Origin of the sequence: Mesorhizobium sp. M1A.F.Ca.IN.022.06.1.1, assembly GCF_003952605.1 — a bacterium.
Classification (GTDB): Bacteria; Pseudomonadota; Alphaproteobacteria; order Rhizobiales; family Rhizobiaceae; genus Mesorhizobium.
This window is the reverse complement of the sequence record NZ_CP034455.1, coordinates 1,817,835-1,837,688: the sequence shown is the minus strand read 5'-3', so window position 1 is coordinate 1,837,688 and position 19,854 is coordinate 1,817,835. Positions and strand designations below refer to the sequence as shown.

Sequence of the window (19,854 nt, the reverse complement as noted above, 5' to 3'; positions counted from 1 at the left end):
TGGGCCGTGGACGGTCGATGCAGACTTCAAGGATGGCGAAAGAAGCTCTCTATGCGTGCGTTGTCGAGGCAAGTGCCTTTGCCAGAGATGCTCGCGGCTGGAGAGATTTCAAAATGAGCGTTGGAAGCGGAGAATGCCGCCGACGCTGTTCGGCTTGCTCGTGCCCTTGACGGTGGTAGGGTCGGCAGGGCCGACGCCAAAGTTGCCGTAGCGGTCGTAATCGACCTCGGCTGTGACCGTGAAGCCAGGAACGACCATATAGACGACGTTTGCAGCCAAACCAGAATTCTTGAGCTGATCACTCGAGACCTGAAAGTTGAACGAAGTTTTCTCGTCAAACTCGTAGGTGGCGCCCGCCCAGAAAGCCCACTGGCCGTTCCAGATTTTGTACGAGCCGCGCACATGATTGGCGATTGCGCCGTTTGAGTCCTCGTTGAGACTGCCATTGGAACCGTAGCCGAACAGTCCAAACAGCGACAGCTGGTTTGTGACAGCGACGTCGACACGGATCTTGCCGGCCAAAGCTTCGTAGTTGCTGTCATAAGCCGCGACGCCGGTGATCGAGCCCCAGCCTTGCGTGTATTTCAAGCCGGCGACAACGTGCGGAATATAGCTGTCGATAGTACCGGCTGAGCCCGATCCTTGTTCGAGCGAAATCACGGTCGAAATGCCGTTGCCGGCGTCGAAGTAGTACTGAGCCACGTTGGTGTCGAAGCCGGCCGACCGAACGAGCATACTATCGAGAACGTTGCCAGCGTAGCTTACAAACGTATCGAAGGCCGACCCGTCCTTGCCAACTCGCAGGCCCCCCAGCTCGACCCAGGCAGAAGCCAGTGCGAGGCCGCTGTTGAAACCATAGTTCTGAGGACTGTCACGCGAGTTAGCGCTATTGCCAAAATTCACGTGGGTTTCGGTATAGGTCGTCAACGCGCCGAGCTCGGTCTGCTGGCCGCTCCAAGTTTTGAACGTGAAGCGTGTGTTGTTTCGCCAAGTGCCTTGGTCCTCGCCAGTTCTCACATCCGAGGTTCTTGCGCTGTCATACGATCGGACATCACCCAGGCCGATATCATAACGGACATAGCCGCCGATGCGCAGGCAGGTCTCGGTGTTGGGAATATAGAAATACCCCGAGCCGAGGACGTCGCAGATCTTGATGTACTCAGCCGGTTCCCGCTCGGCGCCAGCTGCTCGAACGACGGAGGCGGCGATCAGAGCAGTTAAGCCGAGAAGACGAATCTTGATGTACATGTCTAGATCTCCATGAAGGAATAAAAAGGATAGAGGCGTAAGAGCAAGCTTTACTCTAAATTTTGTGCGTGTTGTCTCCAATTTGTGGACGTAAAAGCGCTTGACATGGGAGGTTATCCAGCGTAAAAGCCACATGTACTTAGAATAGTGTTTTCTGCTAGGAGATTCATTATCGTTTATATGTGAAACACTCCGGTCAGACCGCTGCAGCCTCGGAATAGAGCAGCAAGCGACATGCCAACCTGAAGCGTAGATGCGGCCGACACCAAAATTGGGCCGACGCGCCTTCGTCTCGCTGGAATCACTTTTTTTGAGGGTCACTGCGAAAAGCAATGTGCGACACGGTTCGCCATGTTCGATATGTGACAGTCTCGTTTAACAGCGACGGCTTCCCGTCTGACCGCAACGGAGGCCGCTTCATGCGCTACCGAGAAGGATTACTGCGCGCGTGCGGTCCGCAAGGGCTGCGCCAGGAACAGAGGGCGTCCACGTCCGATGTGTCGCATGGTGGCCGAAGCACCTTTTCGCCGCTGTAAGTTCGCCGTGCAGGTACATTGCGCGGCCGATAGCGAGAAGGGATCGCACCCTGAAACGGTTGCCTAGGGCTCGCCTCGAGTAATTGGCGATGAACAGCATTCTCGAGAACTTAGTCTCGACGGAAAGAGCAACGAAAGGAAGCCGCTTGGACGAGCACGATCCGAAGGAAGAACTGATCGAGACCATTTTCCGCAACGGCACAATCACTGCCGTGGGTATCCTGCTTGCCTTTTCGCTCGGCTTCCTCACTCATTGGGCGGCGAACCCCTTGCCATGGCAACTCTACGATCTGTTCGCCGTAGTGCCGATCCTGCTCGGCATCGCACTGCAGATGAGAGCGCTGTCCATGCTGCTCGACATGAGTTCCTTGCGCCGCCCCATCTACGAACGCGCCAATCGCATTTTCATGGTCGGCCTCATCCAGACCGCGTGTGGCGTCGGGATGGCGATCTTGGTCGATCTTTTCGGGATATCGGTAGGGGGCACGCTGCCCGGCGCTTGACGACAAGCCACACCGCCGCTCATCGCTCGAAGCGACGTCAAGCTGGGGAGCCTTGTGCACCCCCTAGCGGCGCCTTCCTTTCATCAAATGAGCGGACGTCAGCTTTAGAGCGTCTCGGTGGCTAAAGCCGGTATGGTTTTTCGGCCGGCAGGGAAGGCCGCTGGCTGGACCTGGATGGCGTCTGACCGAGGCTTGACAGGTGCGTTGCGACGTTTGGCGTCGGACATGAATTTCGCATTGCAAAGTTCTTCCGCAGACGCCTCAAGCACACTGCATCGGCGTCACGTACTCAAACGTTGAATGCGGCACCGCACCATCACCTCAGGCGGACCATGGCACGCGCGCTCGGTTGATACCGTCCTGTCCAAGCGAGACTGCGACATCGCCGCCTCCGCCTTGAAAACGCGGAGAAAGCGGGACGCACTGACTTAGGTCAGAGACAGGACGAGCGCGCAACGAAACAATGATGGATCAGCGACGTGGGACGACAGCTCCTTGCACACCTCAATCCTGACAAAGTACCGGGACCCCCGGCCGCCTTGGTATACCATCTATCCGACTGTGCCAGACTTCTCTGCGGCGGTTGGTGCTGACGATTATGAGGAATGGCTGGGGGGCCTCCCGGCCGACGAATCGGTGTCGCTCTATTTCCACATTCCGTTTTGCCGATCCATGTGCTGGTATTGCGGCTTCCCTACCGCCGTCACCCGTCGCAACGGCCCGATCCTTAATTATTTGGCGTGCTGCGTCAGGAGATCAGTTTGGTGTCGGAGCAAGTTCGGCAAGGGCTGCCGGTGAGCGATGTGCATTTCGGCGGCGGAACGCCTCACCTTATCGGGCCAGCCGAGCACTTGGCGCTGATGGAATTTCTACGCCGCCACTTCGCTTTCAGCAAAACTGCTGCGATCGCCGTGGAGATCGATCCCCGAACGTTCACACCGGAAATGGCCGAACCCTTGGCAGCTACCGGTGTCAACCGCGCGAGCATCGGCGTGCAGAGCTTTGATCCCGATGTGCAAAAGGCGATCAATCGGATCCAGAGTAAGGTGCAGACGGCCGCTGCCGTCGAAAATCTCCGCCGGCATGGCGTTGGCCATATCAACTTCGATCTCATCTTCGGTCTCCCGAAACAGACTGTGCAGTCCTGCATCCAGACCGCGATGGCTGCGGTCGCCATGCGCCCCAACCGGTTTGCGGTGTTCGGCTACGCGCATATTCCTTCCGTGATAAAGAATCAGCGCCTAATCGAGCAGGCAGGTCTACCGGACGGCGATGTTCGCGCCGAACAGGCTGCAGCTGTCGCCGAGACACTGGTTGGCGCCGGCTACCGGGAGATCGGGCTCGATCATTTCGCTCTGCCGGACGACGAACTCGCGCTAGCGCAGAAGACCGGGCGCCTGCGGCGTAATTCGCTGGGATACTCGGCCGATACTTGCAAAACCGTGATCGGCTTCGGCGCGTCGGCTATTGGCCGAGTCGGCGAGGGGTACGTTCAGAACGAAGTAACACGGGATTCTTACGCCCGGCACATCGCAAGTGGACGTCTGGCGACATCAAAGGGCCACCGGCTGACCGACGATGACCGGGTGCGCGCAGCAATCATCGAGCGACTGATGTGCGATTTGGAGGCCGACGTGCCGACCATCTGTGCCGCCCACGAAATCGAACCAGCTCGTTTTCTCGATTCAGTTGAGCGTTTGGTGACGCTGGCTGAGGAGGGGATCGTGGACGTCGAAAACGGCTTCATCCGCGTGCGGCCGGAGCACCGCTTTGTTGTTCGCGCCGTTGCTGCTGCATTCGATGCTTTTCTCGCGAATCGATGAGTTGAGGCCACGACTCCGAAGGCATCAGACCTTGTTTGGCGCTCGTCGGCATGGGCTCTCGCAGAAGACTCCGCAAGCGCATGCAGGGGACTCCACTTGACGCCGCGTTCATCATCATCTCGCCTGGGTGCGCTCGATCGCACAACTCGGAGCACGCTGCTCTCGGCGTGAGGCTGTGCTCTGCAAAGCACCGGTGATCCACCCTGTCCCTGGATAGCAGCTTGATGGCGTCATCTTGGAGGACGAGAAAAGATTGTCGAGGTACGGGTACGAATTGCCTCGGTCGTTCGTTCAATCGAAAGCACTGTCTGCGGAGGCACCTCTCCTTCATGCAGTGACAGGAGATGCTGGCCGACTTCCTTATCTGCTGCGGTGAGTCGATGATTTAGGCGGAGAAAGTCCATCCAGGTGGGGGTGCGGAATGTCTCCGTCCAAAGTGACGGTGTTTGCAGATTTCGCTGGAGCGTCCAGTTTCGTGCACCGGCACGGCTCTGGACGTGTCGCCGCGTGCGCATGTAGCCCAGAAAGGCCTCGATATTTTCCTCCGATATCAAATACTCGACCTTGGCCACGATAGGGCCACTTCTGGGTTTCAGATCGAGAGCCACGTCCGGCGGATGAAAAACTGAACTTTCTTGATCCGTTTCTTCCCAGGGACGGACCGGCAACACGATCCCCGCTGCTGCAACCAGCAACAGAGCGCCCGCGGCGCCCTCCAATGCTGAGGTCAAGGAATAGTTTTGCGCGACAGAACCCCAGATCCAGCTGCCAGCAGCCATACCGCCTGCGCTCAAGGCGTAGTAAATGGAGAGCGTGCGGCCTACAACCCACCTTGGGCTTGCCAACTGCACCGACACGTCAATGCCCGTCCAGGTGATAAGCCAACCCGCTCCGCCGAGCGCCAGCGAAATGGCCGCCACAGGAACCGACGATGTCAGGGCAAGGGAGAGGCAACAGACTGCACAAGCCACAGAGGCGAAGGCCACCAGCCTGTTTTGAGACGTGACCTTCCTCAAGAAGCCGTTGCCCATGCCCGCGATGAAAGCACCCATGCCGAAGCCGGCCAATAAGATACCGTAGACAATTGGCCCACTCTTCAACTGATCCCGGACGACGAGAGGGAGCAACGCCAGAATGGAGATGCTTGCCAATCCGAAAAGAGCTGCTCGGGCGGTCGCTGCCCTGATCTCCAAAGACATCGCCGTAAAGCGCACTCCGTCATGAATTGCCGTCGTCATTCTCTCACGAGGGAGAGGCGAAGAGCGGACCTCCCATTTGGTGCGCCATATCGCGCTTATAGGCGCCAGATCACTCACCGCAGCCAAGGCGAAAGCGGCCAGCGGCCCAAAGACGGCCAGGATCACGCCCCCTAAGGCCGGACCAACGCTGCGCACAATGTTGTATCCGACGGACATAAGCGTCACTGCGGCCGGAATGTCGCGTTTGTGAAGGATATCGCCGACCGAAGCGTGCCAGGCCGGATCATTCAAGGCAAAGCCGCAGCCGGCCAGGAAACCTAACCCGAGAATCAGCCAAGGACTGACAAATCCCAGACCCACAGAAATCATCAGCGTCATCGACGCCGATGCTATCAGGCAGTGTCCCGCAAACATCACCCACCGGCGGCTGAAGTTGTCGGCAATGGCTCCGGCGAAAACTGAGAGGAAGAACACCGGCAGTGTGGATGCGGCCTGGACGAGAGCCACCATAAGGTCGGACGCTGAAATCGTTGCCATAAGCCAACTGATGGCGACCGTTTGCACTAGCCAACCGAGGCTGGAAATCTGGGTGGCCGTCCAAATTGAGCGAAACACCTTGTTTCGAAATGGGGCGAGCGTCTTTGAAACGGGCGGTTGAGGATTTTCGCTCTGCATGAGGTTTTGCTGGCCTTCGATGAGCGCTGCGATTTGAGCAAGTGGGTCGATACTTAGACATCGCGGAGCACCGCACGGAACCCAGCTCTATGGAGCTTGCCGGCGACTATTTGCGTATTGAGCCATTCTCATAGTCTCATTCATGAGCAGTCCTATGCGCAAGCGTTGCTTTGCTAAATTCCCACGACAAGCGCGCCGCCGCTGAGACCCGCACCCGCTGCCGCCAAGAGGACTTTCTCGCCAGGCCGAAACGGCTGCGCCCGATGGGCGAGCGACAACGAGAGCGGGATCGTCGCGGCGGAAGAGTTGCCATATTCGGCGATCGTCTTGACCATCGAGTGATCTGTGATGCCGAGGTTCCTGCCGACCGCGTCGAAAATGCGAGCATTGGCCTGATGCGGCACGAAACGATCGAGGTCTTGCGGCCTCAGTCGGGCAGCAGTGAGCGCATCTCTCGAGCAGGCGGTCATCATCTCCACGGCCTTGGCGAACACTTCGCGGCCATCGGTGATCGTCATCCGGGTCTGCTCGAGGTCGAGGCCGCCATGGAACGGATTGTTGCTTCCACCGGCAGGAATCTGGATCAGCCCGTAACGCGAGCCGTCCGAATCCACCGAAGCGCCGAGAATGCCTCGATCCGGGTCATCGCACGGACCGATCACCACCGCGCCGGCGGCATCGGCAAACAGCACGGCGCTGGCGCGCTCGGCCGGATTGATGCGGCGGCTGAGGATGTTGGCGGCAATGACAAGGCTCGCTTTGCCATGCAGGCGAATGAACCCGTCGGCGAACATCAGCGCATAGATGAAGCCGGCGCAAGCGCCGGTCAGGTCGATCGCGCCGGCGCGACCTAGTCCCAGCCGATGTGCGACCAGGGGCGCGCTTGGCGGCAGAAGATGATCGGGTGTGGAGGTAGCGAGCAACAGCAGGCCGATGTCGCCGCGGTCGATACCGGCATTGGTCAGCGCCATGTCGCCGGCGTGCGCGGCAAGGGCCGACAGCGTGTCTTCGTCCGCTGCCCAGAAGCGCGACCGTATCCCGGTGCGCCGCTCGATCCAGCCGGGTTCAAGCCCGAGACGATCTTCGATTTCCGGATTCTCCACCTTGCGCGCGGGCGCATGATGGCCAAGCCCGAGAATGCGCGATGATCGGCTCATGGCTTTGAGCCGAAGCGTTCGCCGGCCTCCTCGATGGCGTCATAGAGCCCATCCAACTCGTTGCCGGTAATGCAATAGGGCGGCAGAAGGTACAGGACATTGCCGAGCGGGCGCACGAGCAGGCCGCGCTCAAGAAAAAAAGCGCGCAGTTTTGGCCCGATCTCGGCCAGATAACCGGCTGAGCCGGTGCGTAGGTCGAGTGCCGCGATGGTGCCGGTTGTCCGGCAATCGGTGAAGCGAGGGTTGTCGCGAAAGCGTCGAAGCCCGGCGGCCTGTCGCTCGCTCAAGGCCGCGATCCGATCGGCCACCGGCTCGTCGTGCCAGATCTCGACATTGGCAAGTGCCGCCGCGCATGCAATCGGATTGGCGGTGTAGGAGCTCGAATGGAAAAACGTCTTCTTGCGATCCTCGGAATAGTGAGCCTGGAAGATGGCATCGGTGGCGATCGTGGCGGCCAGCGGGATGGTACCACCGGTCAGACCTTTCGAGGTGCACAGGATGTCCGGCGAGACGGACGCCTGTTCGCAGGCGAACATGGTTCCGGTGCGCCCCCAGCCGGTCATCACTTCATCGGCGATCAGCAGCGTGCCGGCGGCCTCAGTGATCCTCTTCAATTCGGTCAGAACCCAGGCCGGATACATGAGCATGCCGCCGGCGCCGAGCACGAGCGGCTCGACGATCAGCGCGGCGGCGCGCCGGTCGCGGGAGAGTGCCTCGAACCGATCCAGCGTTTCCTGCTCGCGCCCGGCGGCCGGGAAGGGGATGGTGTCGACCTCGAACAGCAAGGGCTCGTAGGCGGCGTTGAACACGCCACGGGCGCCGACGCTCATCGCCCCGATCGTGTCACCATGATAGCTGTGCTCCATGACGACGATGCGCGAACGCGGCGCGCCGATGTTGCGGAAATAGCCGAGCGCCATCTTCAGCGCGACTTCGATTGAGGTCGAGCCACTGTCGGAATAGAACACCCGGTCAAGGCCGGCGGGTGCGAGGCCGACAAGCGCCTCGGCCAGGCGCTCGGCCGGCTCGTGGGTAAAGCCCGCGAAGATGATCTGGTCGAGGTTCGACGCGGTCGTCTCGATGGCCTTCATGATGCGGGGGTGGCGGTGGCCATGAGTGACGACCCACCAGGAAGAAATCGCATCCAGGATGCGGGAGCCGTCGGCCTTGTGGAGATAGGCGCCTTCAGTCAGCACGATTTCAGGGATCGAGGGCTCTAGCGCGTGCTGCGTGAACGGATGCCAGACTCGAGACTGCGCCATCAGTCGCCTCCGGCAATCATGGCCAGGTCGAAGCCGGAAATCATTGCATCTCTCAACGTTTCACCCGTCAGCGGACCGAGGTGCGGCAGCCTGCCGAGCTGCGGCACGCCGCCGAATTCCACGATTGTCCTTTGCGTATCGGCCACCTCTTCGCCCATGAAGGCAATGCCGATGAGCGGGATGGAGCGGGCTCTCAGGGCCTCGATCGACAACAGCGTATGATTGATGGTGCCGAGCGCGGTGCGGGCGCACAGTATTACCGGCAGCCGCCATTGTTCGAATATGTCAATGAACCTTGTCTGTCGATTGAGCGGCACCATCAGCCCGCCGGCGCCTTCGATGACGAGCGGTGTCGGCAGGACCGGAAATGAAAGATCGTCGGCCTCGATCGCGACGCCGTCGATTTCGGCTGATCGATGCGGCGACAGCGGCATCGTCAGTCGATAGACTTCGGGCAGCACGCGTCCGTCGGGCAAGCCGGAAAGCCGGGCGACGACCTCGCTGTCAGTCTCCTCGTCGAGGCCCGATTGCACCGGCTTCCAGTAGAAGCCGTCGAGCAGCCCGGCAAGTCCGGCCGAAAATACTGTCTTGCCAATTCCGGTGTCTGTTCCGGTGACGACGATGCGTTTGGTCATGCTGTGGCCAACACCTCAACGAGAGCCTCGACCATGGCGGAAATGTCGGTCTCGTCGACGTTGAGCGTCAGCGAAATGCGCAGGCGCGATGTGCCCTCGGGCACCGTCGGCGGACGTATGCCGCGTATGTCGAAGCCGCGTGCCTGCAGGGCCGCCGCCACCGCCATGGTGCGCCCAACGTCGCCGATGACAAATGGCTGGATCTGCGAGCCGCTGGGTACGACGCCGCAGCGCTCGGCCAATTGGCGGCCGGCGCAGGCAACGCGTTCCTGCAGCTGAGCGCGGCGCATGGGCTCGTCGGACAGAATAGTCAGCGCTTCGCGCGCCGCGACCGCCATCAGCGGCGAGGGCGCGGTGGCGTAGATGAACGGCCGGCACCGGTTGACGAGATAATCGCACAGTGTCCTCGGCCCGGTGACGAGTGCACCGGATGCGCCGAGCGCCTTGCCGCATGAGTGGAGCGTGACGATGTTGTCGCGGCCTTGGCACGCGGCGGCCAGTCCCCGGCCGTCCGGTCCCCAGATGCCGGTGGCATGCGCTTCATCGACGACGATGAATGCCTGGTGCCGATCGGCCATCGCGACCAGGCTCTCCATCGGCGCGCGGTCGCCATCCATGCTGTAAAGGCTTTCGACGGCGATCCACACGCGCCCCGTGCCGCCTTCGGCGCGCCAGCGGGTGATTGCGTCCTCGACAGCGTCGACGTCGTTGTGCGCGGCCAGCTTGAACTCGGCGCGCCCGGCCTGCGCGCCCTCATGCATGCTGGCATGGGCGAGTTCGTCGAGGACCAGCAGGTCGCCTTTCTGCGGCAGCGCGGTCAACAGGGCGAAGTTGGCGATGTAGCCGCTGCCAAAGAACAGCGCACGGTCGGCGCCGAAGAATGCCGCGGCGTCCGCCTCCAGTTGCTCATGTTCCGGTGCGTTGCCGCGCAACAGCCGCGACCCGGTGGCGCCAACCGGCGTGCCCCGCGCAATCGCCGCCGCAACCGCTTCGCCAAGTCTTTTGGAGGCGGCAAGTCCGAGATAGTCGTTCGACGAGAAGTCGAGACCGGCGCGCGGTGCGAGCGTCCGCAACCGGTCCTTGCGCGCCAGTCCGCGCAAGGATGCGTCATAGCGGGCAAGAATTGCCTCGTTCATTGCGTGGCGAGTTCCATCGGCTCGATGCCGAGACGCTGGAACAGAAGGCTATCCTTGTCCTCGCCGGGATTGTCCGCCGTCAGCAGCGTGTCGCCGACAAAGATCGAGTTAGCGCCGGCAAAGAAGCACAACGCCTGCGTTTCGTCGCTCATCGCCGTCCTGCCGGCGGACAGCCTTACACAGGATTTCGGCATCATCACCCGCGCGAGCGCAACGATGCGGACGAAATCGATCGGATCGATGGCGTCGGCCGCGGCAAGCGGCGTGCCTTCGATGGGAATAAGCATGTTGATCGGCACGCTTTCCGGCGGCTCGGGCAGGTTCGCGAGCGTGACCAGCATGTCGATGCGATCGGTCTTTTCTTCCCCCATCCCGACGATGCCGCCGCAGCAGACTTTCATCCCAACCGCGCGCACGTGCCCAAGCGTTTCCAGCCGGTCGGCAAAAGTCCTGGTTGAAATAACCTCGCCATAGTAGCGCTCAGAGGTATCGATGTTGTGGTTATAGTAGTCGAGACCGGCCTGCTTCAGGCGAGCAGCTTGCTCAAGATCGAGCATGCCGAGCGTCATGCAGGTCTCCATGCCGAGCGCCTTGACGCCCTCGATCATGGCGACCACAACGTCCATGTCGCGCTCCTTGGGACTTCGCCACGCTGCGCCCATGCAATAGCGCGTTGCGCCGCCATCACGCGCCTTGGCCGCTTCGTCGATGACATGCTTGACGTTCATCAGCTTCGACGCCTTCACCCCGGTTTCGTAATGCGCAGACTGGCTGCAATAGCCGCAATCTTCGGGGCAGCCGCCGGTCTTGATGCTAAGGAGCCGCGACAGCTGCACTCGGTTTCGATCGAAGTTCTGGCGGTGGATCGTCTGAGCTAGGAACAGCAGATCGTTGAATGGCATGCCGTAGATGGCCTCAGCCTCTTTGCGGTTCCATCGCGGAGGCGTTCCATCGACCGATTGCATGGTCTGGTTCACGTCGAACTCCGAGTTCATTCCAACCGTCATCGTCAAACCTTTGTTGCTAGTCCGGTACGCCTTCAGGAGTCTGTCGACCGGCAAGCTCGGTCCGACTTGGCTTTGGAGCGCACTCGCTAAAAGGCGAGCTGCGGCACGTCTTTCCACCGCCTTCCTACGCCTGCCGAGCTGATGTTGCTCCTCATGCCGTAATCCTCAGTTCAAATGCTTGCAGATGTTCTGGTGGTCCGGCATGTCCAGGCCGATGTCGAGGATCGGGGCGCTGTGCGTCAGCCATCCCATGGAGATGAGATCGACACCGGTCGCCGCAATCGCCGCCGCCGTTTTCGGCGTCACCCGACCGGAAGCCTCGGTGATCGTACGGCCACCCACTATAGAAACCGCGCGGGCAAGATCCTCGACCGACATATTGTCGAGCAGCACCGCGTCAACACCAATCGCGAGCGCTGCATCGAGCTGCTTCAGCGTGTCGACCTCAACCTCGACCTTCACCATATGCCCTGCGGCGGCGCGCGCCCGCTCTATTGCTGTGCGGATATCGCCGGCGATCGCGATGTGATTGTCCTTTATGAGCACGCCGTCATCGAGGCCGAAGCGGTGATTGGCACCGCCGCCGACGCGCACGGCGTATTTTTCCAATACCCGCAGGCCGGGCGTCGTCTTTCGCGTCGATACGATCCTCGCCTTGTGACCGCGCACGGCCTCAACCATCGCCGCTGTGGCAGTGGCAATGCCGCTCAGCCGGCATAAGAAATTGAGGGCAGTGCGTTCGGCCGTGAGCAGGCCTCGCGCGGGTCCGGACAATCTTGCAATGGTTTCCCCGGCCCCGACATCGCTGCCATCAGGGCGCCAGATCTGGATGTTGATCGCCGGTTCCACGAGCAGGAAGGCGTACGAGACCAGATCGAGCCCGGCAACGACGCCCGCCTGCCTCGATCTGAGCACCAACGTGGCAGTGCAATCATGCGGGATAACCGCATCGCTGGTCAGGTCGCCGCATCTGCCCAGGTCTTCGAGGAGCGCACCGCGCACAATCGGTTCGATCAGGGTCGCGGGGAGGGGGGAGAATGAAATCACATCAGGTGCTCCGTATGGTAGCCCGGCAATCGAGTGCGGCCGCGGCCCGCATTGCGCTGTGCAGTGTCAGCCGTGATGGGCGCGCGTCGGCATCGTGGAGCGGGAAATCGGACCGACAGTGCGCGCCTCGACTCTCTTCCCGCCCCAGGGCCGCCACGGCGATCATCAGTGAGACCAAAGCCGGACCAGAGGCAGCGACATTGTCAGCTGCGATCGGCAGCAGGGTCGCCACCGCTTCGCGCATTGCCTCGCCGTCGCGGATGATACCCAGGGCGGCGGAGACAATTGGGCGGACCGCGGAAGCGTCTGGTCGTGGAGGGACGAATGTGGAGCATCTGCGCGGTCGCCGGGTATACGACGTGCCGGCAACGCTTTCGGCAACCCAGCTCGCGGTGACCGCCGCTTCGGTGAGCGAGTTGCTGGCCAGGCGGTTGGCGCCGTGCAGGCCGGTACAGGCGACCTCACCGCAGGCCCACAATCCCTCGATGGAGCTGCGGCCGGCGCTGTCTACGGCGACGCCGCCCATGTGATAATGTGCCGCCGGGCGCACCGGGATCGGGTCGGTCGCGGGGTCGACCCCTGCGCTCCGGCACAATTCGGCGATGCCTGGAAAACGCTTGCCAAATCTCGGGCCGAGACTTTGCCGTGCATCCAGGAATACGCGGCGTCCAACGGCAAGCTGGTGCCAAATGGCGCGCGCTACGACGTCGCGAGGCGCAAGTTCACCGCCAGGTGTGTCAGCGAGGAAGCGCTCTCCTCGCTCATCGATGAGCACCGCGCCTTCGCCACGCACGGCTTCGCTCACCAGCGGCATCGGCCGGCGCGGACCGTCGAGCGCAGTTGGATGGAACTGTATGAATTCCAAGTCGGCGAGTTCCGCCCCCGCCCATGCGGCGAGCGCCAGCCCGTGACCCCATGAGCCAGCGGGGTTTGTCGTGTCGCAAAACAGCCCGCCGACGCCGCCGGTCGCCAGCACCGCGCGACGCGTGGGCAGAGCGAGCGCGCCGGCTCGTCCTGCGGCGACCACGGCGATGACCGACCCGTCCTGCACGACCAGCCGGCGGACCTCCACATTTTCGATAGTGGTGATCGAGGCTGTACGCCGAACCGCGGCGATGAGCACGCGCACCAACTCGCGACCGGTGGCGTCGCCGGCTGCATGCACAATCCGCCGTCGCGAGTGTGCCGCCTCGAGCCCAAGTCGCAACGCGCGGTCAGGGTGCTGGTCGAAGGCGACGCCGAACCTTTGGATCGTCCTAATCGCTTCGGGTGCAGCTCGGACCACTCGCCGCACCGTGGCCTCGTCGCAGAGTCCGTCGCCGGCAGCTATCGTGTCGCAAAGGTGAAAATCCGGGCCGTCGTCGCCGCCGAGACTTGCCGCAAGACCGCCCTGGGCAAGCTCACTGCAGGCTCCGGTTCCAAGCGGCGCGTTGGTCAAAAGCACGACCGGTTCCGGCGCCAGATGAAGCGCCGTCATCAGGCCGGCAATGCCGCCACCGATGACGACCGGCGCCCCGGCGATGTCGCGAACCTCCAGGCTCATAGGGAAAGCATGCGCTCGACCGCGCGGCGGGCGGGGCCGGCAATTTCGGGATCAATCCGGACCTCATGCCGGTTCTGCTCGAGCGCGGCGCGAATGTTGGCCAGGTTGATGCGCTTCATGTGCGGGCACAGGTTGCATGCGCGAACGAACTCGACGTCGGGATGCGCGACCGCGACGTTGTCGCTCATCGAACATTCGGTCAGAAGGACGACACGCGTCGGTTTCTCCCGCTCGACATAATCCGACATCGCTGCGGTCGAGCCGGAGAACTCCGCCTCCGCGACAACGTCTGGTGGGCATTCTGGATGGGCCAGCACGATGACGCCTGGATGGGCATCGCGCAGTTCCCGAATGTCTGCTGCGGTGAAGCGCTCATGCACCTCGCAATGGCCTTTCCAGGCGATGATCTCGACGTCTGTATCGGCTGCCACGTTCCTCGCCAGATATTCGTCCGGCAGCATCAGCACACGCGCCACGCCAAGCGATTCCACCACCGCCTTCGCGTTGCCGGACGTGCAGCAGATGTCGGACTCCGCTTTTACGGCGGCCGAAGTGTTAACGTAAGTAACAACGGGGACCCCCGGATACCGCAGCCGCATTAGCCGCACGTCGTCTGCCGTGATCGATTCGGCCAGCGAGCAGCCGGCGCTGAGATCCGGGATGAGCACGGTCTTGTTCGGATTGAGCAGTTTTGCCGTCTCGGCCATGAAATGAACGCCGGCAACCACGATGATGTCGGCGTCGACCGTCACCGCCTTGTGGGCCAACGCCAGGCTGTCGCCGACGATGTCTGCCACGCAATGAAAAATTTCGGGCGTCTGGTAATTGTGCGCCAGCACCACCGCATTGCGCTCACGCTTCAGCGCTAAGATGGCTTCAATATCGCCGGCGAACGCGAGCCATTCAACGGGAGGGATCACCCGCCGGACACGCTCATACAGGGACGCAGCCATAGGTAACGCCCCAGCCATTGGCGCCTCGATTATATTCGGTTTGACAATAAGGGAATATGTCTACCTTGACTATAAGTATGTCAAGCCCGCGCCAGCGGTAATTTTGTCCCGGCGATAGCCCTGTCGTCGAGAACGGCATGGCGGAAGCGATAAAGCTTCGCCGGTCGGCCGCCCGTGTCGAGGGAGGTCTCCCCAGTCTCCTCAACAAGATCCTGCTGCTCGACCAGTCTCCGGAAGTTGGGCTTGTTGATGAGCCTGCCAGCCAGAGCTTCCACGGTTCGCTGCAGTTGCAGCAGCGTGAAGGAAGGCCGCATAAGCTCGAACACGACCGGCCGGTATTTGATCTTCGAACGCAGCCGCGCAATCCCGGTTGCCAGAATACGACGGTGGTCAGCGACCATTGGTTTGCCAGCCGCGGCCGCAATCGCGTCCCTGCCGCCACCGGCCTCTTCAATCAGAGCAGCTTCATAGAGCAACTCGTAGCGTTGGAGCGTGAGTTCCTCGTTCCAATGGCGGTCGTCGAAGCCGAAGGCTATCGCAGCGCGCTGCCGGCGCTCGCGTTGAGTGGTCGGCTCGCTGGCGCCGCCGGCCCACTCAATCAGGCGGGGCCGCAATCTATCGAGCAGCACAGGCGGCGTGCCGAAGCGGTGGTCCTCCCAGGGAAAATATTCGTACCAACTTTGCCAGCCGCACGCGGCCGAGTTCGTTGCCTGTTCCTTCCTGGTCAATGCGAGATAGCTGATTGAGATGACGCGCTGGTGGCGCTCAGTGCCGATGCGATCGCGATCGGCGAAGGTGTAGAGTTGCTCGATGTATCCCAGTGCATGGCCGGTCTGCTGCTCCACCCACCCCCTCAAACCCGACTGCAGCGATCGATGCTCAAGCGCAAAAGGTCCAGAAGGGAGGGTGTCCGCATGACCGACGGTGAGGACACAGGGCTCACTGTCGTTTACGGCGACCACGACGGCAGTCAGGTCCACTTTGGCTTCGTCAGCTTTGACGGCGGCTTTGCCTTTCTTGGTTCTTCTTGTCTGAGGATCCATGTTTGCGAAAGTGGGTTGGCCCAACGGAGCGCCTTAATCGATTGAATGTAACCTTGGCAGCCAGCACGTCAACACCGTACTACTCAAGCACTGTTTTTAGCTCTTCGCAGTCGCACAAAAATATGCCAAACGCGACACCCGCTGTTGGTAACGTAAGGGAAGGGGGCGTCGGTTGAGCGCGGCTGGTGAGATAAAAGGGATTAACCCTCCAGATATTCGATTGCGAAAAGGCCAAACGCCACTTGTATGCTTGACGGCCTACACCACGCCGGTCGCGAGGCTACTCGATCGCCACTGCGACATCGTTCTTGTCGGCGACAGCGTCGGCATGGTGGGCACGGCCTGTCGTCGACGCTGGGCGTCACGCTCGACATGATGATCATGCACGGACAGGCCGTTCGCCGCGGCCTTGAACACGCGCTGATGGTCGTCGACCTGCCCTTCGGTTCCTACGAGGAAAGCCCAGAGCACGCTTTCGGCAACGCTGCGCGCGTGATGGGTGAGACCGGTTGTTCAGCGGTGAAGCTCGAGGGCGGCGAGACCATCGCGGAAACCATCCGCTTCCTTACCGCGCGCGGCGTACCTGTCATGGCCCATGTGGGGCTGACGCCGCAGGCGGTAAACACGTTCGGAGGCTATCGTGTGCAGGGCCGGGGAGCCGATGCAGAGCGGATCAGGCGCGACGCCAGGGCGGTAACCGAGGCGGGCGCCTTCTCCTTGGTGCTCGAAAAGATACCGGAGCAGCTTGCACGGCAGATAACCGCCGATATCGACATACCCACCATCGGCATCGGTGCCTCGCCAGCTTGCGACGGCCAGATTCTGGTGAGCGACGATATGCTCGGGCTCTTCACCTCATTTCGGCCGAAGTTCGTCAAACGCTATGCCGAGCTCGGTGAGCAGGCTGAGGCGGCAATCGCCGCTTACGCCACCGATGTGCGGAACCGGCACTTTCCGGCGGTCGAACATCTCTATGTCAACGCCTTGAAGGCCGGAGACTTCACATGAGCGTGCCGATCGCTCGAACTGTGAGCGAGCTGCGCGCCGTCGTTGCGCAATGGCGTCGCTCGGGTGCCACGATCGGTATTGTGCCGACCATGGGAGCCTTGCACGACGGGCATCTGAGCCTTGTGCGGAAGGCGCTTGAAAGGGCCGAGCGGGTGATCGTGACGCTGTTCGTAAACCCCAAGCAGTTCAACAGCCCCGCCGACCTGATTGCCTATCCTCGGACGGAAAGCGAAGATGCTGCCAAGCTCGCGCCGCTGGGCACGCATCTGCTCTATGTGCCGGACGCAGAGGAAATGTACCCGGCGGGCTTCGCCACGGTCGTTTCAGTGTCCGGCATCAGCGAATGCCTGTGCGGCGCATTCCGGCCCGGCCATTTCAATGGCGTGGCGACGGTCGTGGCCAAGCTCTTCCTGCAGGCCGGCGCTGACTTCGCCTTTTTTGGCGAAAAGGATTTTCAGCAACTTCAGCTTGTCAGGCGCTTGGTCCGGGACCTCGACATTCCGATCACTATTGTGCCCTGTCCGACAGTCCGCGAAGCCGATGGTCTTGCGCTATCGTCGCATAACGTGCGGCTCTCCCCAGCCCAACGCGCCATTGCCCCAAAACTAGCATCGGTCCTGCTCGATACGGCCGAGCGGCTTGCACGCGGCTCTCCCATCCTGCCTACGCTTGATGAAGCGCGTGCAACAATTCTGGCTGCCGGCTATCGCGAGCTCGAATACCTGGAGCTTCGCGGAGAAACAGACCTGCAATCGTTAGCAAGCCTTGACCGACCGGCACGCTTGCTTGCTGCGGCTTGGCTTGGCGACACGCGGCTCATCGATAACGTCGCAATATCACCCATCGGTAGTTGGTCAGGTGCGCGGAGCTCTCTCCAATCGGAAGCAGCACAGCAATTGCGGTGATGACGGCGGCGCGTCGTACGCCCTGCAGGGACAGGCCATCATTTAGAACCACGTCTCCGCCCGGCTTCCAGCAACCTCCGCGAGGTAGGCAAAGCGCAGATGCATCGCGTATTTGAAACCTTGGTCGAGCAACTCTCTGCAAGCGTCGATGCCGTCGATCTCCATGAGGCAATGGCGTCCGCCGCAGCCGGGTTCGACTTTCCGTTCTTCGCTTATTTCACCTACCCATCCGCTTCCGGCGACACGCCGCGATTGATCTCGAATTATCCATCATCATGGACATCACATTACCTGCAACTGCGCTACCACAGCGTGGATCCCGTGATCCTGCGGGGACTGCGAGGCTGGGATACCTTCGACTGGGGTGTGGACCGCGATCACCGTTATTTGCCGACCTCGCAGCAGGAAGTCCTGGAAAAAGCAGCTGAGTTCGGCATTCGCGGCGGACTGACCATGTCGATGCATGATCATCGCGGCCGGTTCGCCGCACTGACCTTCGCCTCCAACGAGGCGCATCCGCCACTTTTGAGGTCGCTGACGCGCTACGAAAAAGCAATGCAGTTGGTTGCGATCAACGTTCATATCCATGCCCGGCGCAGGCTCGCCGAAGATTGCGTGGTAGATGGCATAACGCTCACCCCGCGGGAGTTCGAGTGCCTGAAATGGGCGGCGTGCGGCAAGTCGGCCTGGGATATCAGCCAGATTCTCGGTGTCTCGAAACGCACCGTGACCTTCCATCAGGAAAACGCCAAGGCGAAGCTTGGCGTGCGAACCATCAACCAGGCCATAGTGCGGATGGCTGCTCGGGCGAGATCCTGATCCTCTCCAAGGCTAGCTGTAAAGGTCTACAGGCTGCATTCATGACGGCTTTGCCCTTCGATTGCGTGGACACATCCCGCACGGAGACGACAATGATGCAGCTGATAACACCCGACTGCTACGCCGAGTTCGCGAGCGAACTCAGGGAAATGCACGGGCTTAGGTATCGGGTTTTCAAGAAGCGGCTCGATTGGGAAGTGCAGACCGAAGGCGAAATGGAAACGGACCCGTTTGACAGCCTGAACCCCGTCTACCTACTTCTCAAGGGGTCCGATTGGCGAACTTGCGGCTGCGTCCGCCTTTTGCCGACCACCGGACCGACTATGTTGCGCGATACGTTTCCGGCGCTGCTGGATGAGATGGTGGTCCCTGCGAGTGCCGATATCTGGGAGAGTAGTCGTTTCGCGCTCGATCTCCCTGCGACAGCGCCGAAGGCTGCTGGCGGCCTGGCACAAGCAACCTACGAGCTCTTCGCGGGCATCATCGAATTCGGCTTGGCCAACAATCTCTCCGGGATCGTAACGGTGACAGATACGCGCATCGAAAGGATCCTTCGTCTCGCGACCTGGCCGTTGTCACGTATCGGACAGCCCCAGCAGGTCGGCAACACCGAGGCAGTCGCCGGCTTCCTCGAGATTTCCTACGCCAGTCTCTTGCGCATCCGCTGGAGGGGACGCCTGAACGGGCCGGTGTTGTGGCAACCAGTTCTCGTCCAATCGGCATAGCGCCTGCGGATGGTCAGCCGTGACCTGGGTTAAGTCTGCTCACGGCCGCCACCGCCCGCCGTCAAGCTGAGCGGACCCGGCCCCACGAGCATTCGACTGTTCCGGTCGATCGACTCGCGCGGCCGGACTTCGGATTTCCGTAGGCGCAACCCGCAGTCCAGCGTGAGCACGCCAAAGTGGCGCCCGTCCGCTTGGAAAGAAGCCAATGTGGCTTCTGAGATCGCCTTGGAATATTGGACCGGCCGCCGTGAGCGATCCCAACCTCAAACCTTTGCCGGTATGCCGGTTTGGCCGGACCGTCGGCCAGTCGGAGCAGTCCCCCGATAAGGACCCGAGCTGACGCGCGATCCAACAGCGCCCAAGCCTATGCTATGTGCATTACCGTTCGGTTGGCCATATCGTCCAAGACCGCATGAAGAAGCCTTCCAACCTCCTGCGCAGCGAACTCTGGCGCAATTCCTACATCGGACAATTGAATGAGCATTTTCTTGGCAGCACAGCGCCAGAACGCACTCGCCGCCTCGCCGTTCTTGGTCTCGAGGGCCTGGGCGATACTTTCGACCAATGTGCGTCGCCGATGCAGCGGAAATACGCAAATGTTTGAGTCATGCATCAATCACCTCACAGTTT

General features: G+C 61.3%; 16 protein-coding genes and 2 pseudogenes. 6 read left to right on the top strand and 12 right to left on the bottom strand.

Annotated features, from left to right (window positions below; genetic code table 11):
- Window positions 1-108: 108 nt before the first annotated feature.
- Complete coding sequence (locus tag EJ078_RS08925; RefSeq protein ID WP_091595823.1) at window positions 109-1,248, bottom strand: porin; 1,140 nt, start codon at window positions 1,246-1,248, stop codon at window positions 109-111.
- A gap of 682 nt (window positions 1,249-1,930) precedes the next feature.
- Here EJ078_RS08925 and EJ078_RS08920 point away from each other — a divergent pair.
- Together EJ078_RS08920 and hemN are read left to right on the top strand one after the other, a co-directional pair.
- Entirely contained in the window at window positions 1,931-2,287 is a 357-nt protein-coding gene (locus EJ078_RS08920) for a hypothetical protein (RefSeq protein WP_091595902.1), read from the top strand.
- Window positions 2,288-2,782: 495 nt separating this feature from the next.
- Window positions 2,783-4,110, top strand: a pseudogene (gene hemN / locus EJ078_RS08915) (oxygen-independent coproporphyrinogen III oxidase).
- 230 nt (window positions 4,111-4,340) lie between these two features.
- Here hemN and EJ078_RS08910 read toward each other — a convergent pair.
- From EJ078_RS08910 to EJ078_RS08865, 10 genes are all read right to left on the bottom strand, one after another.
- The gene (locus EJ078_RS08910; protein WP_029354881.1) at window positions 4,341-5,984 is read right to left on the bottom strand and encodes an MFS transporter; all 1,644 of its coding nucleotides are present in this window, start codon (window positions 5,982-5,984) and stop codon (window positions 4,341-4,343) included.
- Window positions 5,985-6,157: 173 nt separating this feature from the next.
- On the bottom strand, window positions 6,158-7,141 hold the full coding sequence (locus tag EJ078_RS08905) for a beta-ketoacyl-ACP synthase III (protein ID WP_127324116.1): 984 nt from the start codon (window positions 7,139-7,141) through the stop codon (window positions 6,158-6,160).
- A complete protein-coding gene (locus tag EJ078_RS08900; protein WP_091595819.1) occupies window positions 7,138-8,403 on the bottom strand; it encodes an adenosylmethionine--8-amino-7-oxononanoate transaminase in 1,266 nt (421 codons plus the stop codon). The genes EJ078_RS08905 and EJ078_RS08900 overlap by 4 nt, the downstream gene beginning before the upstream one ends.
- The gene (gene bioD, locus EJ078_RS08895) at window positions 8,403-9,038 is read right to left on the bottom strand and encodes a dethiobiotin synthase (protein WP_029354884.1); all 636 of its coding nucleotides are present in this window, start codon (window positions 9,036-9,038) and stop codon (window positions 8,403-8,405) included. Before bioD ends, EJ078_RS08900 begins: the two co-directional genes overlap by 1 nt.
- Entirely contained in the window at window positions 9,035-10,174 is a 1,140-nt protein-coding gene (locus tag EJ078_RS08890) for an 8-amino-7-oxononanoate synthase (RefSeq protein ID WP_091595817.1), read from the bottom strand. Before EJ078_RS08890 ends, bioD begins: the two co-directional genes overlap by 4 nt.
- Complete coding sequence (bioB, locus tag EJ078_RS08885) at window positions 10,171-11,139, bottom strand: biotin synthase BioB (RefSeq protein WP_236370746.1); 969 nt, start codon at window positions 11,137-11,139, stop codon at window positions 10,171-10,173. Before bioB ends, EJ078_RS08890 begins: the two co-directional genes overlap by 4 nt.
- A 207-nt stretch (window positions 11,140-11,346) precedes the next feature.
- Entirely contained in the window at window positions 11,347-12,225 is an 879-nt protein-coding gene (gene nadC, locus EJ078_RS08880; protein WP_091595900.1) for a carboxylating nicotinate-nucleotide diphosphorylase, read from the bottom strand.
- A 4-nt stretch (window positions 12,226-12,229) separates the two neighbouring features.
- Entirely contained in the window at window positions 12,230-13,771 is a 1,542-nt protein-coding gene (locus tag EJ078_RS08875; RefSeq protein ID WP_029354892.1) for an L-aspartate oxidase, read from the bottom strand.
- Window positions 13,768-14,742, bottom strand: a complete 975-nt coding sequence (gene nadA / locus EJ078_RS08870; RefSeq protein WP_127324115.1) for a quinolinate synthase NadA — start codon at window positions 14,740-14,742, stop codon at window positions 13,768-13,770. Before nadA ends, EJ078_RS08875 begins: the two co-directional genes overlap by 4 nt.
- A 62-nt stretch (window positions 14,743-14,804) precedes the next feature.
- A complete protein-coding gene (locus EJ078_RS08865) occupies window positions 14,805-15,767 on the bottom strand; it encodes a hypothetical protein (protein WP_091595813.1) in 963 nt (320 codons plus the stop codon).
- 172 nt (window positions 15,768-15,939) lie between these two features.
- Here EJ078_RS08865 and panB point away from each other — a divergent pair.
- From panB to EJ078_RS08845, 4 genes and pseudogenes are all read left to right on the top strand, one after another.
- Window positions 15,940-16,775: pseudogene (gene panB / locus EJ078_RS08860) on the top strand (3-methyl-2-oxobutanoate hydroxymethyltransferase).
- On the top strand, window positions 16,772-17,680 hold the full coding sequence (gene panC / locus EJ078_RS08855; RefSeq protein ID WP_127324114.1) for a pantoate--beta-alanine ligase: 909 nt from the start codon (window positions 16,772-16,774) through the stop codon (window positions 17,678-17,680). Before panB ends, panC begins: the two are co-directional and overlap by 4 nt.
- A 99-nt stretch (window positions 17,681-17,779) precedes the next feature.
- Complete coding sequence (locus tag EJ078_RS08850; protein ID WP_029354898.1) at window positions 17,780-18,499, top strand: LuxR family transcriptional regulator; 720 nt, start codon at window positions 17,780-17,782, stop codon at window positions 18,497-18,499.
- Window positions 18,500-18,591: 92 nt separating this feature from the next.
- Complete coding sequence (locus EJ078_RS08845) at window positions 18,592-19,224, top strand: acyl-homoserine-lactone synthase (protein ID WP_029354900.1); 633 nt, start codon at window positions 18,592-18,594, stop codon at window positions 19,222-19,224.
- A 364-nt stretch (window positions 19,225-19,588) separates the two neighbouring features.
- Here EJ078_RS08845 and EJ078_RS30220 read toward each other — a convergent pair whose 3' ends face one another.
- On the bottom strand, window positions 19,589-19,837 hold the full coding sequence (locus EJ078_RS30220) for a DUF6074 family protein (RefSeq protein ID WP_029354901.1): 249 nt from the start codon (window positions 19,835-19,837) through the stop codon (window positions 19,589-19,591).
- Window positions 19,838-19,854 lie beyond the last annotated feature (17 nt).

What these genes read in the sequence shown, in the direction of transcription:
- EJ078_RS08925 (WP_091595823.1), bottom strand. Translation starts at nt 1,248, where the DNA reads ATGTACATCAAGATTCGTCTTCTCGGCTTAACTGCTCTGATCGCCGCC.
- EJ078_RS08910 (WP_029354881.1), bottom strand. Translation starts at nt 5,984, where the DNA reads ATGCAGAGCGAAAATCCTCAACCGCCCGTTTCAAAGACGCTCGCCCCA.
- EJ078_RS08905 (WP_127324116.1), bottom strand. Translation starts at nt 7,141, where the DNA reads ATGAGCCGATCATCGCGCATTCTCGGGCTTGGCCATCATGCGCCCGCG.
- EJ078_RS08900 (WP_091595819.1), bottom strand. Translation starts at nt 8,403, where the DNA reads ATGGCGCAGTCTCGAGTCTGGCATCCGTTCACGCAGCACGCGCTAGAG.
- bioD (WP_029354884.1), bottom strand. Translation starts at nt 9,038, where the DNA reads ATGACCAAACGCATCGTCGTCACCGGAACAGACACCGGAATTGGCAAG.
- EJ078_RS08890 (WP_091595817.1), bottom strand. Translation starts at nt 10,174, where the DNA reads ATGAACGAGGCAATTCTTGCCCGCTATGACGCATCCTTGCGCGGACTG.
- bioB (WP_236370746.1), bottom strand. Translation starts at nt 11,139, where the DNA reads ATGCAATCGGTCGATGGAACGCCTCCGCGATGGAACCGCAAAGAGGCT.
- EJ078_RS08875 (WP_029354892.1), bottom strand. Translation starts at nt 13,771, where the DNA reads ATGAGCCTGGAGGTTCGCGACATCGCCGGGGCGCCGGTCGTCATCGGT.
- nadA (WP_127324115.1), bottom strand. Translation starts at nt 14,742, where the DNA reads ATGGCTGGGGCGTTACCTATGGCTGCGTCCCTGTATGAGCGTGTCCGG.
- EJ078_RS08865 (WP_091595813.1), bottom strand. Translation starts at nt 15,767, where the DNA reads ATGGATCCTCAGACAAGAAGAACCAAGAAAGGCAAAGCCGCCGTCAAA.
- panC (WP_127324114.1), top strand. Translation starts at nt 16,772, where the DNA reads ATGAGCGTGCCGATCGCTCGAACTGTGAGCGAGCTGCGCGCCGTCGTT.
- EJ078_RS08850 (WP_029354898.1), top strand. Translation starts at nt 17,780, where the DNA reads ATGCATCGCGTATTTGAAACCTTGGTCGAGCAACTCTCTGCAAGCGTC.
- EJ078_RS08845 (WP_029354900.1), top strand. Translation starts at nt 18,592, where the DNA reads ATGATGCAGCTGATAACACCCGACTGCTACGCCGAGTTCGCGAGCGAA.
- EJ078_RS30220 (WP_029354901.1), bottom strand. Translation starts at nt 19,837, where the DNA reads ATGCATGACTCAAACATTTGCGTATTTCCGCTGCATCGGCGACGCACA.